The organism is Pseudomonas sp. R3-18-08 (assembly GCF_003852065.1).
Taxonomy (GTDB): domain Bacteria; phylum Pseudomonadota; class Gammaproteobacteria; order Pseudomonadales; family Pseudomonadaceae; genus Aquipseudomonas.
Map to the genome: position 1 here is coordinate 5,570,966 of NZ_CP027729.1, position 14,958 is coordinate 5,585,923.

The 14,958-nt window shown below is 60.9% G+C and carries 15 protein-coding genes; 3 read left to right on the forward strand and 12 right to left on the reverse strand.

Features of this window, described 5'->3' with window-relative positions; all coding sequences use genetic code 11:
• Positions 1 to 197 precede the first annotated feature (197 nt).
• The 3 genes from C4J92_RS25725 to C4J92_RS25735 form a co-directional block, all read right to left on the reverse strand.
• Positions 198 to 830, reverse strand: coding sequence for a LysE family transporter (locus tag C4J92_RS25725; protein WP_124405629.1), 633 nt, complete (start codon positions 828 to 830; stop codon positions 198 to 200).
• Between the two features lie 87 nt (positions 831 to 917).
• Positions 918 to 1,490 carry a mechanosensitive ion channel family protein gene (locus tag C4J92_RS25730; RefSeq protein WP_015886482.1) on the reverse strand — a complete coding sequence of 191 codons (573 nt, stop codon included), beginning with the start codon at positions 1,488 to 1,490 and terminating at the stop codon, positions 918 to 920.
• Complete coding sequence (locus tag C4J92_RS25735) at positions 1,490 to 3,400, reverse strand: ATP-binding cassette domain-containing protein (protein WP_124368784.1); 1,911 nt, start codon at positions 3,398 to 3,400, stop codon at positions 1,490 to 1,492. Before C4J92_RS25735 ends, C4J92_RS25730 begins: the two co-directional genes overlap by 1 nt.
• A 50-nt stretch (positions 3,401 to 3,450) precedes the next feature.
• Between C4J92_RS25735 and C4J92_RS25740 the strand changes: the two genes are divergently transcribed.
• Positions 3,451 to 3,915 carry a TIGR02444 family protein gene (locus tag C4J92_RS25740; RefSeq protein ID WP_177412760.1) on the forward strand — a complete coding sequence of 155 codons (465 nt, stop codon included), beginning with the start codon at positions 3,451 to 3,453 and terminating at the stop codon, positions 3,913 to 3,915.
• On the opposite strand, the gene C4J92_RS25745 is transcribed toward C4J92_RS25740, so the two are convergent.
• On the reverse strand, positions 3,912 to 5,042 hold the full coding sequence (locus C4J92_RS25745) for an AlgP family protein (RefSeq protein WP_124405630.1): 1,131 nt from the start codon (positions 5,040 to 5,042) through the stop codon (positions 3,912 to 3,914). The genes C4J92_RS25740 and C4J92_RS25745 overlap by 4 nt on opposite strands.
• A gap of 191 nt (positions 5,043 to 5,233) precedes the next feature.
• Between C4J92_RS25745 and C4J92_RS25750 the strand changes: the two genes are divergently transcribed.
• Entirely contained in the window at positions 5,234 to 5,911 is a 678-nt protein-coding gene (locus tag C4J92_RS25750) for an FKBP-type peptidyl-prolyl cis-trans isomerase (RefSeq protein WP_124405631.1), read from the forward strand.
• 52 nt (positions 5,912 to 5,963) lie between these two features.
• On the opposite strand, the gene rsd is transcribed toward C4J92_RS25750, so the two are convergent.
• The 7 genes from rsd to C4J92_RS25780 all read right to left on the reverse strand — a co-directional run bounded on the left by rsd (position 5,964) and on the right by C4J92_RS25780 (position 12,352).
• Positions 5,964 to 6,422 carry a sigma D regulator gene (gene rsd / locus C4J92_RS25755; RefSeq protein ID WP_124372254.1) on the reverse strand — a complete coding sequence of 153 codons (459 nt, stop codon included), beginning with the start codon at positions 6,420 to 6,422 and terminating at the stop codon, positions 5,964 to 5,966.
• Positions 6,423 to 6,639: 217 nt separating this feature from the next.
• Positions 6,640 to 7,152, reverse strand: coding sequence for a disulfide bond formation protein B (locus C4J92_RS25760; RefSeq protein ID WP_124364932.1), 513 nt, complete (start codon positions 7,150 to 7,152; stop codon positions 6,640 to 6,642).
• A gap of 237 nt (positions 7,153 to 7,389) precedes the next feature.
• Positions 7,390 to 8,631, reverse strand: a complete 1,242-nt coding sequence (locus C4J92_RS25765) for a heme biosynthesis protein HemY (RefSeq protein WP_124405632.1) — start codon at positions 8,629 to 8,631, stop codon at positions 7,390 to 7,392.
• Positions 8,632 to 8,636: 5 nt separating this feature from the next.
• Complete coding sequence (locus C4J92_RS27310) at positions 8,637 to 9,752, reverse strand: uroporphyrinogen-III C-methyltransferase (protein WP_256657435.1); 1,116 nt, start codon at positions 9,750 to 9,752, stop codon at positions 8,637 to 8,639.
• 18 nt (positions 9,753 to 9,770) lie between these two features.
• Entirely contained in the window at positions 9,771 to 10,529 is a 759-nt protein-coding gene (locus C4J92_RS27315) for a uroporphyrinogen-III synthase (RefSeq protein WP_256657436.1), read from the reverse strand.
• The gene (gene hemC, locus C4J92_RS25775; RefSeq protein ID WP_124405633.1) at positions 10,526 to 11,467 is read right to left on the reverse strand and encodes a hydroxymethylbilane synthase; all 942 of its coding nucleotides are present in this window, start codon (positions 11,465 to 11,467) and stop codon (positions 10,526 to 10,528) included. The genes C4J92_RS27315 and hemC overlap by 4 nt, the downstream gene beginning before the upstream one ends.
• A gap of 138 nt (positions 11,468 to 11,605) precedes the next feature.
• Complete coding sequence (locus C4J92_RS25780) at positions 11,606 to 12,352, reverse strand: LytTR family DNA-binding domain-containing protein (RefSeq protein ID WP_124405634.1); 747 nt, start codon at positions 12,350 to 12,352, stop codon at positions 11,606 to 11,608.
• 503 nt (positions 12,353 to 12,855) lie between these two features.
• Between C4J92_RS25780 and argH the strand changes: the two genes are divergently transcribed.
• A complete protein-coding gene (argH, locus tag C4J92_RS25785) occupies positions 12,856 to 14,250 on the forward strand; it encodes an argininosuccinate lyase (RefSeq protein WP_124364936.1) in 1,395 nt (464 codons plus the stop codon).
• Between the two features lie 39 nt (positions 14,251 to 14,289).
• Here the strand turns inward: argH and C4J92_RS25790 are convergent, their stop codons facing one another.
• On the reverse strand, positions 14,290 to 14,949 hold the full coding sequence (locus C4J92_RS25790; protein WP_124405635.1) for a glutathione S-transferase family protein: 660 nt from the start codon (positions 14,947 to 14,949) through the stop codon (positions 14,290 to 14,292).
• Between the last annotated feature and the right edge of the window lie 9 nt (positions 14,950 to 14,958).

Sequence of the window (14,958 nt, forward strand, 5' to 3'; positions counted from 1 at the left end):
GAATGAATCTCAAGTGGAAATACGAAGTAACACTATTGTTCAGCTTTAACGGATTTGACTCAAGGTGTTATTTGGCATTGCCACAAAACCAATGTGGGAGGGGGCTTGTTCCCGATAGCGGTGGTTCAGCTAGCGATGAGCTGACTGATACCCCGCCATCGGGAGCAAGCCCCCACATTTTGATCCGGTTTCGTCAATTACGCCGTGGCGCGATGCAGGCTGGCGAGGAAACCGGCGGCGCCGACGAACAACCCGGCGAATGTGCGGTTCACGCGCTTCTGCTGCTTGGGCGAGCGCAACAGGCGCAGGACTTTCGAGGCTAACCCCGTATAACCGGCCATCACGATCATATCGACGCTGATCATCGTCGCACCAATGATCAGGTACTGGACCGCCAACGGCACCTGTGGATTCACGAACTGCGGCAATACCGCGAGCATGAACACCAACGCCTTGGGGTTGCTGGCGTTGACCAGAAAGCCACGGAACATCATCGCCATCGGCTTGCCGATCGGGCGCACCGCGGCGTCATCGGTCATGTCCATGGGCAAGGCGCGCCATTGCTTGATGGCCAGGTACACCAGATACGCCACGCCAAACCATTTGATCGCATAGAACGCGGTCGAGGACGTCGCCAGGATCGCACCCAAGCCGCCCGCCACCACGGCAATCTGCATCGCCAGGCCCAACTGCAGGCCAATGGCGTTCCAGTAACCGCGTACGAAACCGTATTGCAGGCCGCTGGACATCGAGGCGATGGCGCCCGCGCCGGGGGAAAGGGAGATGATCCAACTGGCCAGGAAAAAGGCCAGCCACGTGTCGAGTGCCATTGCACACCTCAGGAAGGAGTTTGCGGTTGTGCCTTAAGCTAACGCTGCCGGCCAAAGGCTGGCTATCAATTTTTGCAGGAGGTGATGCTAGCGGTCGCCAGGAAACACATGGGTACCGGGCCAACGCCGCACCGAGCGCTGGAAGAACAGGCTGTTGGGCACTTGTACCATCGCGCTGTCCGTACCGGCCTCTGCCACCTCGACCAGCGTGGTATAGAGCAGATTGATCGCCACGACGCGCCCTTTCACACCGGGTTTGTCGACGGTGTCCACCAACTCGACGATGTCGCCGAGGCGAAACGGCCCCACGGTGAAGATCAAGATCGCGCACAGCAAGTTGGACAGCACCGACCACATGGCGAAGAACGCCACCGCCGCCACCGCCACAAACCCTGACAGTGCCGTCCACAGCACCGTGGCGGATACGCCCAGGCGGCCCAACACGAAGATCAGCGCGCTGCCCATGATCAGCCAGCGCAGGCCACCGCGCAGCGGCATCAACAACTGTGGCGGGAACGGATAGCGTTCACCCAGGCGGGTCAGGCCTTTGGCGACAAAACGCTGGGCAAGATAACCCGCCAGCAGGATCAGCAGGATTTGCACGCCGATCCACACAGGCTCGATCCATTGCGCCGGCAAAGGTAGTTGCAACGCCTCCATCAGGACAGCGCCTCCAGCTCCGCTTGCAGGGTTTCAAGCACTTCGAGGGCTTCCATCCAGGATTCCTCCAGCTGCCCTTCACGCACCTTGAGCCGGGCCTGTTCGGCCAGCAGGTCGCGCAGTTCATCCTTGCGCGCAGCCTCGTACACAGCGCTGTCGCCCAGGCTGGTTTCGATCTTGGCCAGGCGCTCGTGCACCTTGCCCAACTCGACCTCCAGCTTGTCGGCTTCGCGCTTGTGTGGCGCCAACTGCTGACGCAGTGCGGCGGCGGCCTGGCGCTGGGCTTTCTTGTCGGTCTTGTCCGGGTTGACCGGTGTGTTGCTGGCCGGCGCATTGCGCAGACGGTAGTCGGTCAGCCAGCGCGCATAGTCGTCCAGGTCGCCGTCGAACTCTTCGACCTTGCCGTCAGCCACCAGCAGGAAATTATCGGTGGTGCTCTTGAGCAGGTGGCGATCGTGAGACACCACCAGTACCGCGCCACTGAATTCCTGCAGGGCCATGGTCAGCGCCAGGCGCATTTCCAGGTCCAGGTGGTTGGTCGGCTCATCGAGCAGCAGCAGGTTCGGGCGGTCCCAGGCGATCAGGGCCAGGGCCAGGCGTGCCTTTTCGCCACCGGAAAAATTCAGCACCGGCTCATCGATACGCGCGCCACGGAAGTCGAAACCCCCGAGGAAATCACGCAGGGTCTGTTCGCGCTCGGTGGGCGCCAGGCGCTGCAGGTGCAACAGCGGGCTCGCCTTGGAATCCAGCGAGTCCAGTTGATGCTGGGCGAAGTAGCCCACCACGGTGTTCTCGCCACGGGTCAGGCGGCCGGCCAAGGGCTCCAGTTCGCCCGACAGGTTCTTGATCAGCGTCGACTTGCCCGCACCGTTAGGCCCCAGCAAACCGATACGCGCGCCAGGCGTGAGCTGCAGCTTGACCTTCTCGAGGATGGTCTTGTCGCCATAACCCAGGCGCGCATCCGACAGATCGAGCAAGGGGCTGGAGATTTTCACCGACTCACGGAACACGAAGTCGAACGGCGAATCGACATGGGCCGCCGACAGCTCTTCCATGCGCTCCAGCGCCTTGATCCGGCTCTGGGCCTGCCGCGCCTTGGTGGCCTGGGCCTTGAACCGGGCGATATAGCTTTCCATGTGCGCGCGCTGCGCCTGCTGCTTCTCGAAAGCCTGCTGCTGCTGGGCCAGGCGTTCGGCACGGGCGCGCTCGAAGGCGGTGTAGCCGCCCCGATAGAGCGTGATTTTCTTCTGTTCGACATGGGCGATATTGTCGACCACGGCGTCGAGGAAATCCCGGTCGTGGGAAATCAGCAACAGGGTGCCCTGATAGTTCTTGAGGAAGTCTTCCAGCCACAGGATCGCATCAAGGTCCAAGTGGTTGGTCGGCTCGTCGAGCAGCAACAGGTCCGAAGGACACATCAGCGCCTGGGCCAGGTTCAGGCGCATGCGCCAGCCGCCGGAGAAGTCGGCGACCGGGCGATCCATCTGTTCGTTGGTAAACCCAAGGCCTGCGAGCATCTTGCGGGCGCGGGCATCGGCGGTGTAGCCGTCGGCGCTGTCCAGCTCAGAATGCAGGCGGGCTTGGGCGGCGCCGTCCTGGGCTTGTTCTGCGGCGGCGAGGTCGTGTTGCACCTGGCGCAGGCGCAGGTCGCCATCGAGCACGTAGTCGATCGCGATGCGGTCCAGGGTGTCGATCTCCTGGCGCATATGTGCGATGCGCCAGTCGGCCGGCAGCAGGCAGTCCCCGGAATCCGGGGTCAGCTCACCCAGCAACAGGGCGAACAACGTGGATTTGCCGGCGCCATTGGCACCGATCAGGCCGGCTTTGTGACCGGCGTGCAGGGTCAGCTCGGCATCTTCAAGAAGACGCTGCGGGCCACGCTGTAATGTTAGGCTTTGAAGTCGGATCATAATGGCGGCGGAGTCTACCAGCTTCGTTGGCCGCTGGCTTGGGTGTGAATATGTGCGCTGACCTGTGGAGCTTTGCCCTCTCGACTTACGCCCGCCCCGGCGTTGAGGCTGCTTGCCTGCGGTTGCAGGCGCAAGGCGCGGATGTGTGCCTGTTGCTGTGTGGTGCGTGGCTGGAGCAACGGGGTGTGGCGCGGTTGCCCGAACGCGTGGTGGCGCTGCAGCAGCTTGCGCGGCCATGGCGCACGCGTGTCGTCGAACCATTGCGCGAAGTCCGCGTGCAATGGCGGGCGCTGGCACAGCAGGATGCGCAGTTGGCTGAATTACGGCGTCAGGTCAAAGCATTGGAACTGGAGGCCGAGCGAGCATTACTGACACGCCTGGAAGCGCTGGCGAAGACATGGCCGACCAACGAGGGGAAAGGGCAATACGAATGGCTTGAAGACCTGGCAAGCGAAGCCGCCGACCTTGACCACAACGCGCTGCAGCAGCTGCGCGTTGGGGTCACCCGCACTTAGGAAGCGCTGGTTGGGGTGGTGCTTGGCGCTACCGGTGCAGAGCTGCTGCTGGCCGATGCGGTTGGAGCGGAGGACGTTGCCGGGGTAGCGGCAGGTGCTGCAGGAGTTGCTGGCTTTGCAGGGGCTGGCTTTGCCGCAGCTGGCTTGGCAGCGGTGGTTTTAGCAGCTGGCTTGGCGGCTGGTTTTGTAGCAGCGGTTTTAGCAGCTGGCTTGGCGGCTGGTTTCGCAGCAGCGGTTTTGGCAGCTGGCTTGGCGGCTGGTTTGGCAGCAGCAGTTTTGGCAGCTGGCTTGGCGGCTGGTTTCGCAGCAGCAGTTTTGGCAGCTGGCTTGGCGGCTGGTTTCGCAGCAACGGTTTTAGCGGCTGGCTTGGCGGCTGGTTTCGCAACAGCAGTTTTAACAGCGGGCTTGGCGGCTGGTTTCGCAGCAGCGGTTTTGGCAGCTGGCTTGGCGGCTGGTTTCGCAGCAGCAGTTTTGGCAGCTGGCTTGACGGCTGGTTTGGCAGCAGCAGTTTTGGCAACTGGCTTAGCGGCTGGTTTGGCAGCAGCAGTTTTAGCAGCTGGCTTGGCGGCTGGTTTGGCAGCAGCAGTTTTGGCAACTGGCTTGGCGGCTGGTTTGGCAGCAGTGGTTTTAGTCGCTGGCTTGGCGGCAATTTTAGCCGGCGCCTTCGCTGCAACAGCTTTGCTCGCTGGCTTTTTGGCTGCGCTGGCGGTGACGGCTTTTGCCGGCGTACGCGCGCCAAGGGCCTTGGTGACGGCTTCTTTCACACGACCAATGCCTCGGGCCAGTTTCAGGCTTTCCTGAGCGTCTTTTTTGAGCTGGGAAATGTAGGTGCGGGTTTCGGTTTGACGGTCCTTGAGGGCGTCCAGCAGGTCCTCAAGTTCGTTAACAGCGTCTTTGGCCTTGGCTTGTGCCTTGGCTTTGCCGGCAGTGGCGGCGTCTTGCAATTTGGTGCGGGATTTGTGCAGCTTTTCTTGCGCTTTGCCGCGTTGTTTTTCCAGTTTGGCGAGCAGTTTTTCTGCATCGGCCAAGGCCTGGGAACAAGCGCTTTCCAGATGTTCGAGCAAGCTGCCCGACAATTGTTGGAGTAAGTGCAACGGGGTATTTACAGGCTTCTGTTTGGCCGACATGGTTTACCTCCTGGCTGACGTGGGTGCGGCTCATACTAGCCCTCTGCTCTTACCGCCGCTAGGCCATGTTGACAGTATCGTTTGCGTTGCGTTGCAACGTACGAAAATTCTTATCGATATAACAGAAAACCACCCCACTGCTCAGCCACTCACGCTGGCATAATCCGTCGCACTTTCGGCGGAGAACACCCATGTCGCGTTACCTTTTCCTAGTACTTGGCCTGGCGATTTTCAGCGCCGATGCGAGCGAGCAATCGCCGCCAAAAACCGCTACTCAAGACCAGCACGACCTCGCCTACAGCCTGGGCGCCAGCCTCGGTGAGCGTCTGCGCCAGGAGGTGCCCGACTTGCAGATCCAAGCCCTCGTCGACGGTCTTAAACAAGCCTATCAAGGCAAACCATTGGCACTGGATGACACCCGCATCGAACAAATTCTTGCTCAGCATGAGGCACAGAACGCCACTGACGCCCAAGTGCCGCAGAGCGAAAAAGCACTCGCTGCCGAACAGCAGTTTTTATCGAAGGAAAAAGCTGCAAAGGGCGTGCGCGAATTGGCGGACGACATCCTGGTCACCGAGTTGACGCCGGGTACCGGCAACAAGCCGTTGGCAACTGATGAAGTGCAGGTGAAATACGTGGGTCGACTGCCCGATGGAAGCGTGTTCGATCAGAGCGCACTACCCCAATGGTTTCGCCTGGACAGCGTGATCAGTGGCTGGAGCAGTGCATTGCAACAGATGCCGGTAGGCGCGAAATGGCGCCTGGTTATTCCCTCGGCCCAAGCCTATGGCGCGGACGGCGCAGGCGAATTGATCCCACCCTACACCCCCCTGGTCTTCGAAATCGAATTGCTCGGGACTCGCCACTAGCCCATAAAAAACGGTGCGACATGCGCACCGTTTTTAATTGCATCTCAACGCTTCATGCCGGTGTAGCCGGCTCTTCTTTGTGAGCGTTGTGCAGCACTTCAATCAGGCAATCTTCCAGTTCGAAGCGCTCATGCAACAGGGCGCCCAACTCTTTGAATTTTTCAGCAACACACTTCCCCGCATCGCACAGGTCAGTGAACGCCAGCAGCTTTTCAGTGATGACATCGATGCGCGGGTAAAGGGTCTCTGCCAACTCCAGGCCACGCTGGTCGTCGAACGCTTCCGCCTCTTTGGTGAGTTGCTCGTAGACGCCGAAATGACCTGCAGACACATAGTCCACCAGCACTGCGCAGAAATCTTGCAGCGGCTCGCGATTCTCGGCCAGCGCCTCGGGCTTGGCACCTAGCGCATCAAAGGCCCGAACCAGTTCGTGGCGTGCCTTCAACCAGCTGTCGATCAGCTTGTGCACCCCACCCCAGCGTTCCTGAGCATTCTGACAACTTTCCAGCATGATGATCTCTCTTCCCTATGGGGACGCTGCTGCCGTGTGCCCGTGCAACACTTCAAGGTTAAAGCGGCAGCCGGACAAGGCCACGTCTGACAAGCGGTTTCGATAACGCGTGCGGGCCAGATTATGCCCGCATCACTATGGCTTCAAGGTACGCAGGAGAGAAAGTTCATACAAGCGTTTAATCCCGTCCTACGACATGAACCGTATTTTCCTCGCTTTACGCTAGATAACGCCGACTGAGCAACAAGCGAGAAAGCGGCGTGGCACCCAGAATCAGCATCGCCACGAAAAACAACAGACTCCACTCCGGCAGGCTGAGGTCAAATAGCGTCCAATTGATTTCGACGCAATCGACAGTGCCCTTGAAGACTGACCGAGCAGCCTGCCAAAACGACAGGTTTTCAATCATGTAATCAAGGGTTGGCCAGCACTTCGGCATTTGGTCCGACGCAGTGTTCTGCAGCAGCACCTGGCGCCCGGCGGTGACGGCGCCAAACAACGCACACCCCATGCTCGCCAGCCCATACACATACACGCCGGAGCGGCCAGGGTTATGAAGGGCCGCGATCAGGTTGATCAGTACAAAGGCAGCGAGCAACAACCGTTGCACCTGGCACAAAAAGCATGGCTGCAACAGTGCGCCATATTCCAGATAGAAAGACACGCCCAACGTCAGCGCACCGGCCATGAACGCCAGGAAAAACAAGGAGCGTAAGGGGGCCAAAGACATTGTTTATCCGCACCGCAAGAGATAGGTCGCTACGGTAGAGGAAAGGCCCGACCCCTTTCAATACGCCTTGGAGCAGACAATTCCGCTAAAACACAGGGAGATCCCGCCAGCACACTGAGGAAATCGCCCTTCAAGACGTAAGAATTGGTTACGAGCCCACTTAAGCCGAATGTTTACATAGGGTTATGGGATTGGCTTCTGGATCCGTCTGAGCCAACCCATTGCTCCTTTCCTACTTCAAGCTCGGGCGGGGGCTGGCAACGGAGAGGCCAGCAGACGATTGTCGAGTAACCCCAAGCCTTCCTGGAACAGCTGGTTGCTGCGTTCGGTATCACCCAATTGGGCCAGCAGGCGGGCCAATTCGGCACAGGCTTCGGGATTGCGCTGAACCTGCAGGCTGCTTTCCAGATAATCACGTGCCTTACCCCACAGGCTGTTCTGCAGGCACAGACGGCCCAGCGTCAGCAATAGACTGGCATCGCCCGGATGATCCTTCAGCCAGCCTTCGGCAAACTTCAACTGACGGGCCGGATCGCTGCCGCGCAGCAGGCCGTAGAGCCGAATAAGATGGCTGTCGTAACTGCGCTTGAGCGCACCGCGCAGTGCTTCCTCGGCCTTGGCGTCCGCGCCCAGTCGACGCAGTTGGTCAGCATACGCCAACACCAGTTGCGGCTCCTGGCGCTGGGCTGAAGTCAGTTGCTCCCAAGCGCGGTCAAGGGAGCGCAAGCCGGCCTCGCCCGGCTCCTCACGGTGCGCGGCCAGGCTGAGATTTTCTCCCCAGGCCCGGCGCTCCAGTTCGGCCAGTTCAGTGGCCGGCAGCACCTTGTCCTTACGCAGTTCAGGCAACAGGCGAATCACCGCCGACCAATCACCGCGCTGCTGGTGCAGCCGCTGCAGCTGTCGCAGGACCTGGGCATTGTGAGGATGGCGCTCATGCATCGCCTGCAGGGTGACCAGGGCACCGTCAGTATCACCACGGTCCATCTGCAATTGCGCATGGCTCAAGGCAACGGCCAGTTCCGCCTGGGGCTGGCGAGCCAGCGCACGCTCCAGCAAACCATCCGACTCTGCATAACGTCCCAGCTCATTGGCCGCACGCGCCGCACCAAGGTAGTACAGCAGCGGTTGGCGCTCCGCTTCCGCAGCGCGGTGCAGGTGGCGTTCGGCACTGGCCCAGCGGCCTTCGGCCAGGTCCATCTGGCCTTGCTCGATTGCAATCTGCACACGGCGGCTGCGATTGCGCCGCGACCAGGGGTTGACCACGCCACCCGAGGCAGTAACCAGGCTCAGCAGGACGCGAATCAGATAGATCGCCAGGCCTATGGCAAACACCGCCACCAAGGTGGCCCACAGGCTCGATTCGTAATGCAGCACATGAGGATAGGTAATCAGCACGTAGCCGGTGTGTTTCGAAATACCCACGGCCAACGCCAGGGCGATCGCAATTGCCAACACCAGGATCACATAGAAACGCTTCATCGGTTCTACTCCTGGGTCGCAGGCTTGGCAGCCGAAGCCTTGGCTTCGTCGGCAGACAGATGACGACGCTCAAGGTACGCCTGCACAGCCGCGAGGCTCGCGGCCAGGTCAGGCGTCACCACCGACACGGCCTTGGGCTCGAGCTCGGCGATACGCGCCAGCATCGCCTTGCTCTGCGGGTTGTCCTGGTTGAAGTTATCCTGCAGTACGCTGCGCGCTTCACCCAGCGAGCGGCTATACACCGCCGATTCGCCGTTGAGTGCTGCCCACTGCGCTTGCTCCAGCGCCAGGCTCAGGGCCAGGCGCACCTGATTCAACCCTTGGCCCGCCAGCAGCGGACGAATGTTGTCATCGGGATTGAAGTCGATACGGAAATAACGGGATACCTGCTCCCACCATTGGCTCAACTGATTGCCCGTATCGCTGGTCGGGCGACCCTGGGAAGCGGGCTCCGTGAGTTGATATTCCGGGGCGATCGCCGCCAGTTGCACCACCTGGTCGCGCAACGCGGCCAACTGCAGGTACAACCCGGTGCGGTCCGGCTGTTCGGTGCTGCGCAGCGCCGCCAGGCTCTTGGCCAGTTGCTCGCGCGCGGCGAACGCGCCGGTGTCGCTCTGCTCACGCAGAATCTCGTCGGCACCCTGGACCAGCGACTGAGCGCTGTTGATGTCCTGCAAGGCCGACAGACGCAAGCTGGCCAGACGAATCAGATGCTCGGCCTCGGCCAGGCGCCAATCCTTGCGGCTGGCACCCAGTACGGTTTCCAGGCGCTGGTTCAGGCGTTGCTGGTCACCCTGCAACTGGGCGACCAGGCGTCGGCGCTCTTCCAGCTCATCGGCGCCGGGCAATTGCGCCAGGCGGGCGGCCAACTGTTGCTGGCTCTGCTTGAGGCTCTGGGATTGGTCATCCAGGGTCTGTACCTGACTCAGTTGCTGCTGGCTGCTGGCTTGCAGGGCACGGACCTGCCAGATTCCCCAGCCGCCGGCGGCAACGCCCGCAGCGCCAAGCAGCAAAGCGACGACTGCCAGGCCATTGCCACGGCGTGGCGCGGCGACCGGCGTTCCGACCGGCGCATCGAGCGCGGGCTGAGCTTCATCTTTAGGCAAGGCTGTTTCGCTCACGTATCCGTCCTTTGCGTATCAGAGAGTGGGAACGGGATGACTCCCTAACGCCACTAACAAAGCCGCAGCACTCGCGCCGCGACAATCCACAACTTTTTCTGCGCCAGCGGCCCGCGCCATCTCGTAGACGCGCGGGCTGGGCACGAACAACGGCAGCTGCGCCACCTCAGGCCAATCGGAGCCGGCCAAGGCCTGCAAGTGTAAAAAACCTTGCCCACTGCTGACCACCACGCCGTTCAAGCGTTCCAACTGGATGCGCTGCGTCAGTGCGCCTGGGTCGTAGGCCGGAAGCAAACGGCGATACAATTCCAGATAGTCGACACTAACACCTCGCTCGCGTAAACGCTCCGCGAGCAGCTCCCGACCGCCCTCGCCGCGCAGGATCAACACCCTGGCACCAGGGAGTGCGATAGCCTCGCGCAACGCCGGCAATTGAAGCAAGGCCTCGCTGTCGTCACCCGTTGGCGGATAGTGCACGTCCAGACCCTGCTCGGCCAGTATCTGTGCAGTTGCGGCACCGACACTGAACCACGGCAGTCGCGGCCAGGGCGCGCTCAATTGTTGCAGGGCAAGACGCGCCGCCGGCTTGCTCACCACGATCACTGCGCAGTAACGCTGCAGCGTCCCGAAGACTGCCCGTTGTTCAGGCGTGACCGGCAAGGCTTCGATCTCCAGCAAGGGTAACTTGCTGCTGAAAACACCCGCATCGGCCAATGTCGCCGCCAAGGCTGCCGATTCCTCGGCAGGCCGTGTGAGCAGCAATCGCCACTGGGTCACTGCGGGCCGGCCTCGCCGTAGACTTTTTGCAGAATGGCGCCAGCGCCCTTGCTCAGCAATTCCTCGGCGACCTGGATGCCCAGGGCCGTGGCATCACGTTGTGGGCCGCGCACTTGCGCAGTCAGCAGCGTGCCGCCATCCGGGTCTCCGACCAGGCCACGCAACCACAGGTTCTCACCTTCGAGCACGGCATAGCAGGCGATCGGTACCTGGCAGCCACCGTTGAGGTGCTTGTTCAAGGCACGCTCGGCTGTGACGCGAACCTCGGTGTCCGCATGATCCAGCGGTTTGAGCAGGGCATGAATTTCGCTGTCGGCGGTGCGACATTCAACGCCGACTGCACCCTGCCCTCCAGCGGGCAAGCTGTCCTCGACGCTGATTGCGTTGGTGATACGGTCTTCGAAGCCCAGGCGGATCAGCCCGGCAGCGGCAAGGATGATCGCGTCATACTCACCTGCATCCAACTTGGCCAGGCGCGTGTTGACGTTGCCGCGCAGAAAGCGGATCTGCAGGTCGGGGCGACGGGTCAGCAACTGGGCCTGGCGACGCAGGCTGGAGGTGCCCACGATGCTGCCCAGGGGCAAGTCATCCAGGGAGGCATAGGTGTTGGAAACAAAGGCGTCGCGGGGGTCTTCGCGCTCACAGATGCAAAAAAGGCCCAGGCCTTCAGGGAAGTCCATGGGCACGTCTTTCATCGAATGCACGGCGATGTCGGCTTCGTTCTCCAGCAGCGCGGTTTCCAGCTCCTTGACGAACAAGCCCTTGCCGCCAATTTTCGACAGTGGCGAGTCCAGCAATTTATCGCCGCGACTGACCATGGGTACCAGGGTCACCCTGAGGCCAGGGTGGGCCTGCTCAAGGCGTGCTTTGACGTATTCGGCCTGCCATAAGGCCAGGGCACTTTTACGGGTGGCGATGCGGATTTCGCGAGAAGACATGGATCAATCCGTACTGAATAGATACGGCAGATAATAACAGCTCAGGCAAATACGCTTTGATTTGAATCAGCAAGTGCGGGGCCTCCCTGGCCGCGTCGCACCGGGATAAGGACTGCGCAGCTCGCCAGGGCCTCTGGGTTAAAGCTGCTGCATCATCTTGCGCACGCCGGCGACATGGCGCCGACTGACGATCAAGGCATCGCCATTGAGCCCCTTGAGGAACAGCTGAAAGTGCCCCAGGGGCGTGCGTTGCAAGCGTTCGATACGCTCACGGGCCACCAGCGCATTGCGATGGATACGCACGAAGCGGTCGCCGAATTCATCTTCCAGGGCTTTGAGCGGCTCATCGAGCAACACTTCGCCGGCTTCGTGGCGCAAGGTCACGTATTTATGGTCGGCGATAAAATAAATCACCTGACCGAGGGGAATCAGCTCGATGCCCTTGCGGGTGCGTGCACTGATATGGCTGCGGGGGCCGTTACCACTCTGGGCGGCAGGCTGAGTCAGGGCTGCGAGCTGAACACGGCTGGGGCGCTCGGCTTTCTTCAGGGCCTTGAGCAATGCTTCGCCAGTCACCGGCTTGACGAGAAAACTGACACCGCTGTCTTCCAGCGTCTGTGCAGAAAACTCTTCCTCGGCCGCGCATAACACCACGGCAGGGGGCGACTCGCGTTCGCTCAGGCGGGCGGCAACTTGCAGACCATCGAGGCCCGGCATACGGATATCGAGCAACACCACATCCGGCTTGAGGCTGTCGATCAACGTCAACGCCTCCTCGCCGCTGGTGGCGCTCGGCTCAAGGACTGTATAACCCTCGAGTTCACTGACCAGACGGCTCAGTCGCTCGCGGGCTTGGGGTTCGTCATCAACGATCAGGACATTCATATAGCGCTGGATTCCTGCGTGAGTCTCGCACAAGGATAGCGTAGACAGGTGCGGTGACTTGCGTCACAGCGATCCACGCTAAGACTAGCGCGAGCGGCAAAAAGTGCCCTGGGAGCGGCACCCAAATTTACCCGGACCTGTTCAATAGCGCCCAAGACCCGCTGCATTCGCGCAGCGTCGTAGGGTTTGCTGATACACAATCCGAATACCCCCCTTTTTTAATGGATAGTCTGGGCTCTGACCGCATGACCCGACTTTGGTGCATTCACACACTCTCAGTCCAACTGTAGACGCTCGCTGAGACGATATTGCTCAATCGTCAAATATCGTTTCAATAAGAACCTGCTCCCAGTCTCGTCCCGGACGCGGTCGGCGGCAAGGCACTTAGCCATCCTTTGCACAAATAAAATTGCCGTCCGCCCACAGCACCGCGTCTGCGGACAACCCTGTTATTATCGGCGGCACACCTCCACGCCTCTTTTAAGCAGATCACGAGCGAATCCATGAGCACCGACAAGACCAACCAGTCCTGGGGCGGCCGCTTCAGTGAACCCGTCGACGCCTTCGTCGCGCGCTTCACCGCCTCCGTCACCTTCGACCAGCGCCTGTACCGCCACGACATCATGGGCTCCATCGCCCATGCCACGATGCTGGCCAAGGTCGGCGTACTGACCGATGCCGAACGCGACAGCATCATCGATGGCCTGACCACCATCCGTGGCGAGATCGAAGCCGGTACGTTCGACTGGCGCGTCGACCTGGAAGACGTGCACATGAACATCGAGGCTCGCCTCACCGATCGCATCGGTGTGACCGGCAAAAAGCTGCACACCGGTCGCAGCCGTAACGACCAGGTGGCCACCGATATCCGCCTGTGGCTGCGCGATGAAATCGATTTGATCCTGGCTGAAATCACCCGCTTGCAGAAAGGTTTGCTGGAACAGGCCGAGCGTGAATCGGACACCATCATGCCCGGCTTCACTCACCTTCAGACCGCTCAGCCCGTGACCTTCGGCCACCACCTGCTGGCCTGGTTCGAAATGCTCAGCCGCGATTACGAGCGCCTGGTGGATTGCCGCAAGCGCACCAACCGCATGCCGTTGGGCAGCGCCGCGCTGGCGGGCACCACCTACCCGATCGACCGTGAATACACTGCGCAGCTGCTGGGTTTCGACGCCGTCGGCGGCAACTCCCTGGACGGTGTGTCGGACCGTGATTTCGCCATCGAATTCTGCGCCGCCGCGAGCATTGCGATGATGCACCTGTCGCGCTTCTCCGAAGAGCTGGTGCTGTGGACCAGCGCGCAATTCCAGTTCATCGACCTGCCGGACCGTTTCTGCACCGGCAGTTCGATCATGCCGCAAAAGAAAAACCCCGACGTGCCCGAGCTGGTGCGTGGCAAGAGCGGCCGCGTATTCGGCGCACTGATGGGCCTGCTGACCCTGATGAAAGGCCAGCCGCTGGCTTACAACAAGGACAACCAGGAAGACAAGGAGCCGCTGTTCGACGCCGCCGACACCCTGCGCGACTCACTGCGTGCGTTTGCCGACATGATCCCGGCGATCAAGCCCAAGCACGCCATCATGCGCGAAGCAGCCTTGCGGGGTTTCTCCACCGCGACCGACCTGGCCGACTACCTGGTGCGGCGTGGCCTGCCGTTCCGTGACTGCCATGAAATCGTGGGCCATGCCGTGAAATACGGCGTGGACACCGGCAAGGACCTGGCTGAAATGAGCCTGGAAGAATTGCGCCAGTTCAGCGACCAGATCGAGCAGGACGTGTTCGCCGTGCTGACCCTGGAAGGCTCGGTGAATGCCCGTAATCACGTAGGCGGCACCGCGCCGGCGCAGGTGAAGGCAGCAGTGGTACGCGGCCAGGCCCTGCTCGCCAGCCGCTGAATAAAATGTGGGAGGGGGCTTGTCCCCTCCCACACTTGATCACTTTTTAGCCGCAATCATCGCCATAAACCCAGGCATCGCTGCCTGCCGGTCCGCCTCGACCTTTTGCGCATTGGGCATCGCATTCAAACGCTCCAGCAGCGCCTTCGCCTTCGGCATTTCAGCCAGCAAGTCCAGCCCAAACAGTTTCTCGCCCACACCAACGGCCAGATTCAAGCTGTACATGAAATACAGATCGGCAATGGTGAAGCGCTCCCCCGCAACATAAGGCGCGAACTTGCCGTGCCGGCCTAAACTTCCTACTCCAAGCAACAATTCAGCTCGGGCTTTCTCCTTGATCGCCTCCGGCACCTGCATGCCAAAGAACGCCTCGGCGAAGCACGCCCGTGCGGGCAATTCAATGTACAACTCGATCTCCCTGCACAACGCCAGCACCTGGGCGCGCTGGAACGGCTCGGCCGGCAGCAGCGCGGGCCCTTCCTGAGTCTGCTCGATGTACTCGAGGATCACGCTGGTTTCATTGATGAAGCCTTGCTTGACGCCGAGCACCGGCACTTTGCCTCGTGGGCTTACCGCCAGGGCTTCAGGCGTTTGTCCTGCATAAAAAGGCACCTCTTCGAAAGGCAAGCCTTTCTCCATCAGCGCCAGCTTGACCATGTTGTAGTAGTTGCTGACCGAAAAACCGTAGAGCTTGAGCATTGCGAACGC

What these genes read in the sequence shown, in the direction of transcription:
- C4J92_RS25750 (WP_124405631.1), top strand. Translation starts at nt 5,234, where the DNA reads ATGTCGCGTTACCTTTTCCTAGTACTTGGCCTGGCGATTTTCAGCGCC.
- C4J92_RS25735 (WP_124368784.1), bottom strand. Translation starts at nt 3,400, where the DNA reads ATGATCCGACTTCAAAGCCTAACATTACAGCGTGGCCCGCAGCGTCTT.
- rsd (WP_124372254.1), bottom strand. Translation starts at nt 6,422, where the DNA reads ATGCTGGAAAGTTGTCAGAATGCTCAGGAACGCTGGGGTGGGGTGCAC.
- C4J92_RS25740 (WP_177412760.1), top strand. Translation starts at nt 3,451, where the DNA reads ATGTGCGCTGACCTGTGGAGCTTTGCCCTCTCGACTTACGCCCGCCCC.
- C4J92_RS25745 (WP_124405630.1), bottom strand. Translation starts at nt 5,042, where the DNA reads ATGTCGGCCAAACAGAAGCCTGTAAATACCCCGTTGCACTTACTCCAA.
- argH (WP_124364936.1), top strand. Translation starts at nt 12,856, where the DNA reads ATGAGCACCGACAAGACCAACCAGTCCTGGGGCGGCCGCTTCAGTGAA.
- C4J92_RS25725 (WP_124405629.1), bottom strand. Translation starts at nt 830, where the DNA reads ATGGCACTCGACACGTGGCTGGCCTTTTTCCTGGCCAGTTGGATCATC.
- C4J92_RS25790 (WP_124405635.1), bottom strand. Translation starts at nt 14,949, where the DNA reads ATGCTCAAGCTCTACGGTTTTTCGGTCAGCAACTACTACAACATGGTC.
- C4J92_RS25730 (WP_015886482.1), bottom strand. Translation starts at nt 1,490, where the DNA reads ATGGAGGCGTTGCAACTACCTTTGCCGGCGCAATGGATCGAGCCTGTG.
- C4J92_RS25765 (WP_124405632.1), bottom strand. Translation starts at nt 8,631, where the DNA reads ATGAAGCGTTTCTATGTGATCCTGGTGTTGGCAATTGCGATCGCCCTG.
- hemC (WP_124405633.1), bottom strand. Translation starts at nt 11,467, where the DNA reads ATGTCTTCTCGCGAAATCCGCATCGCCACCCGTAAAAGTGCCCTGGCC.
- C4J92_RS25760 (WP_124364932.1), bottom strand. Translation starts at nt 7,152, where the DNA reads ATGTCTTTGGCCCCCTTACGCTCCTTGTTTTTCCTGGCGTTCATGGCC.
- C4J92_RS25780 (WP_124405634.1), bottom strand. Translation starts at nt 12,352, where the DNA reads ATGAATGTCCTGATCGTTGATGACGAACCCCAAGCCCGCGAGCGACTG.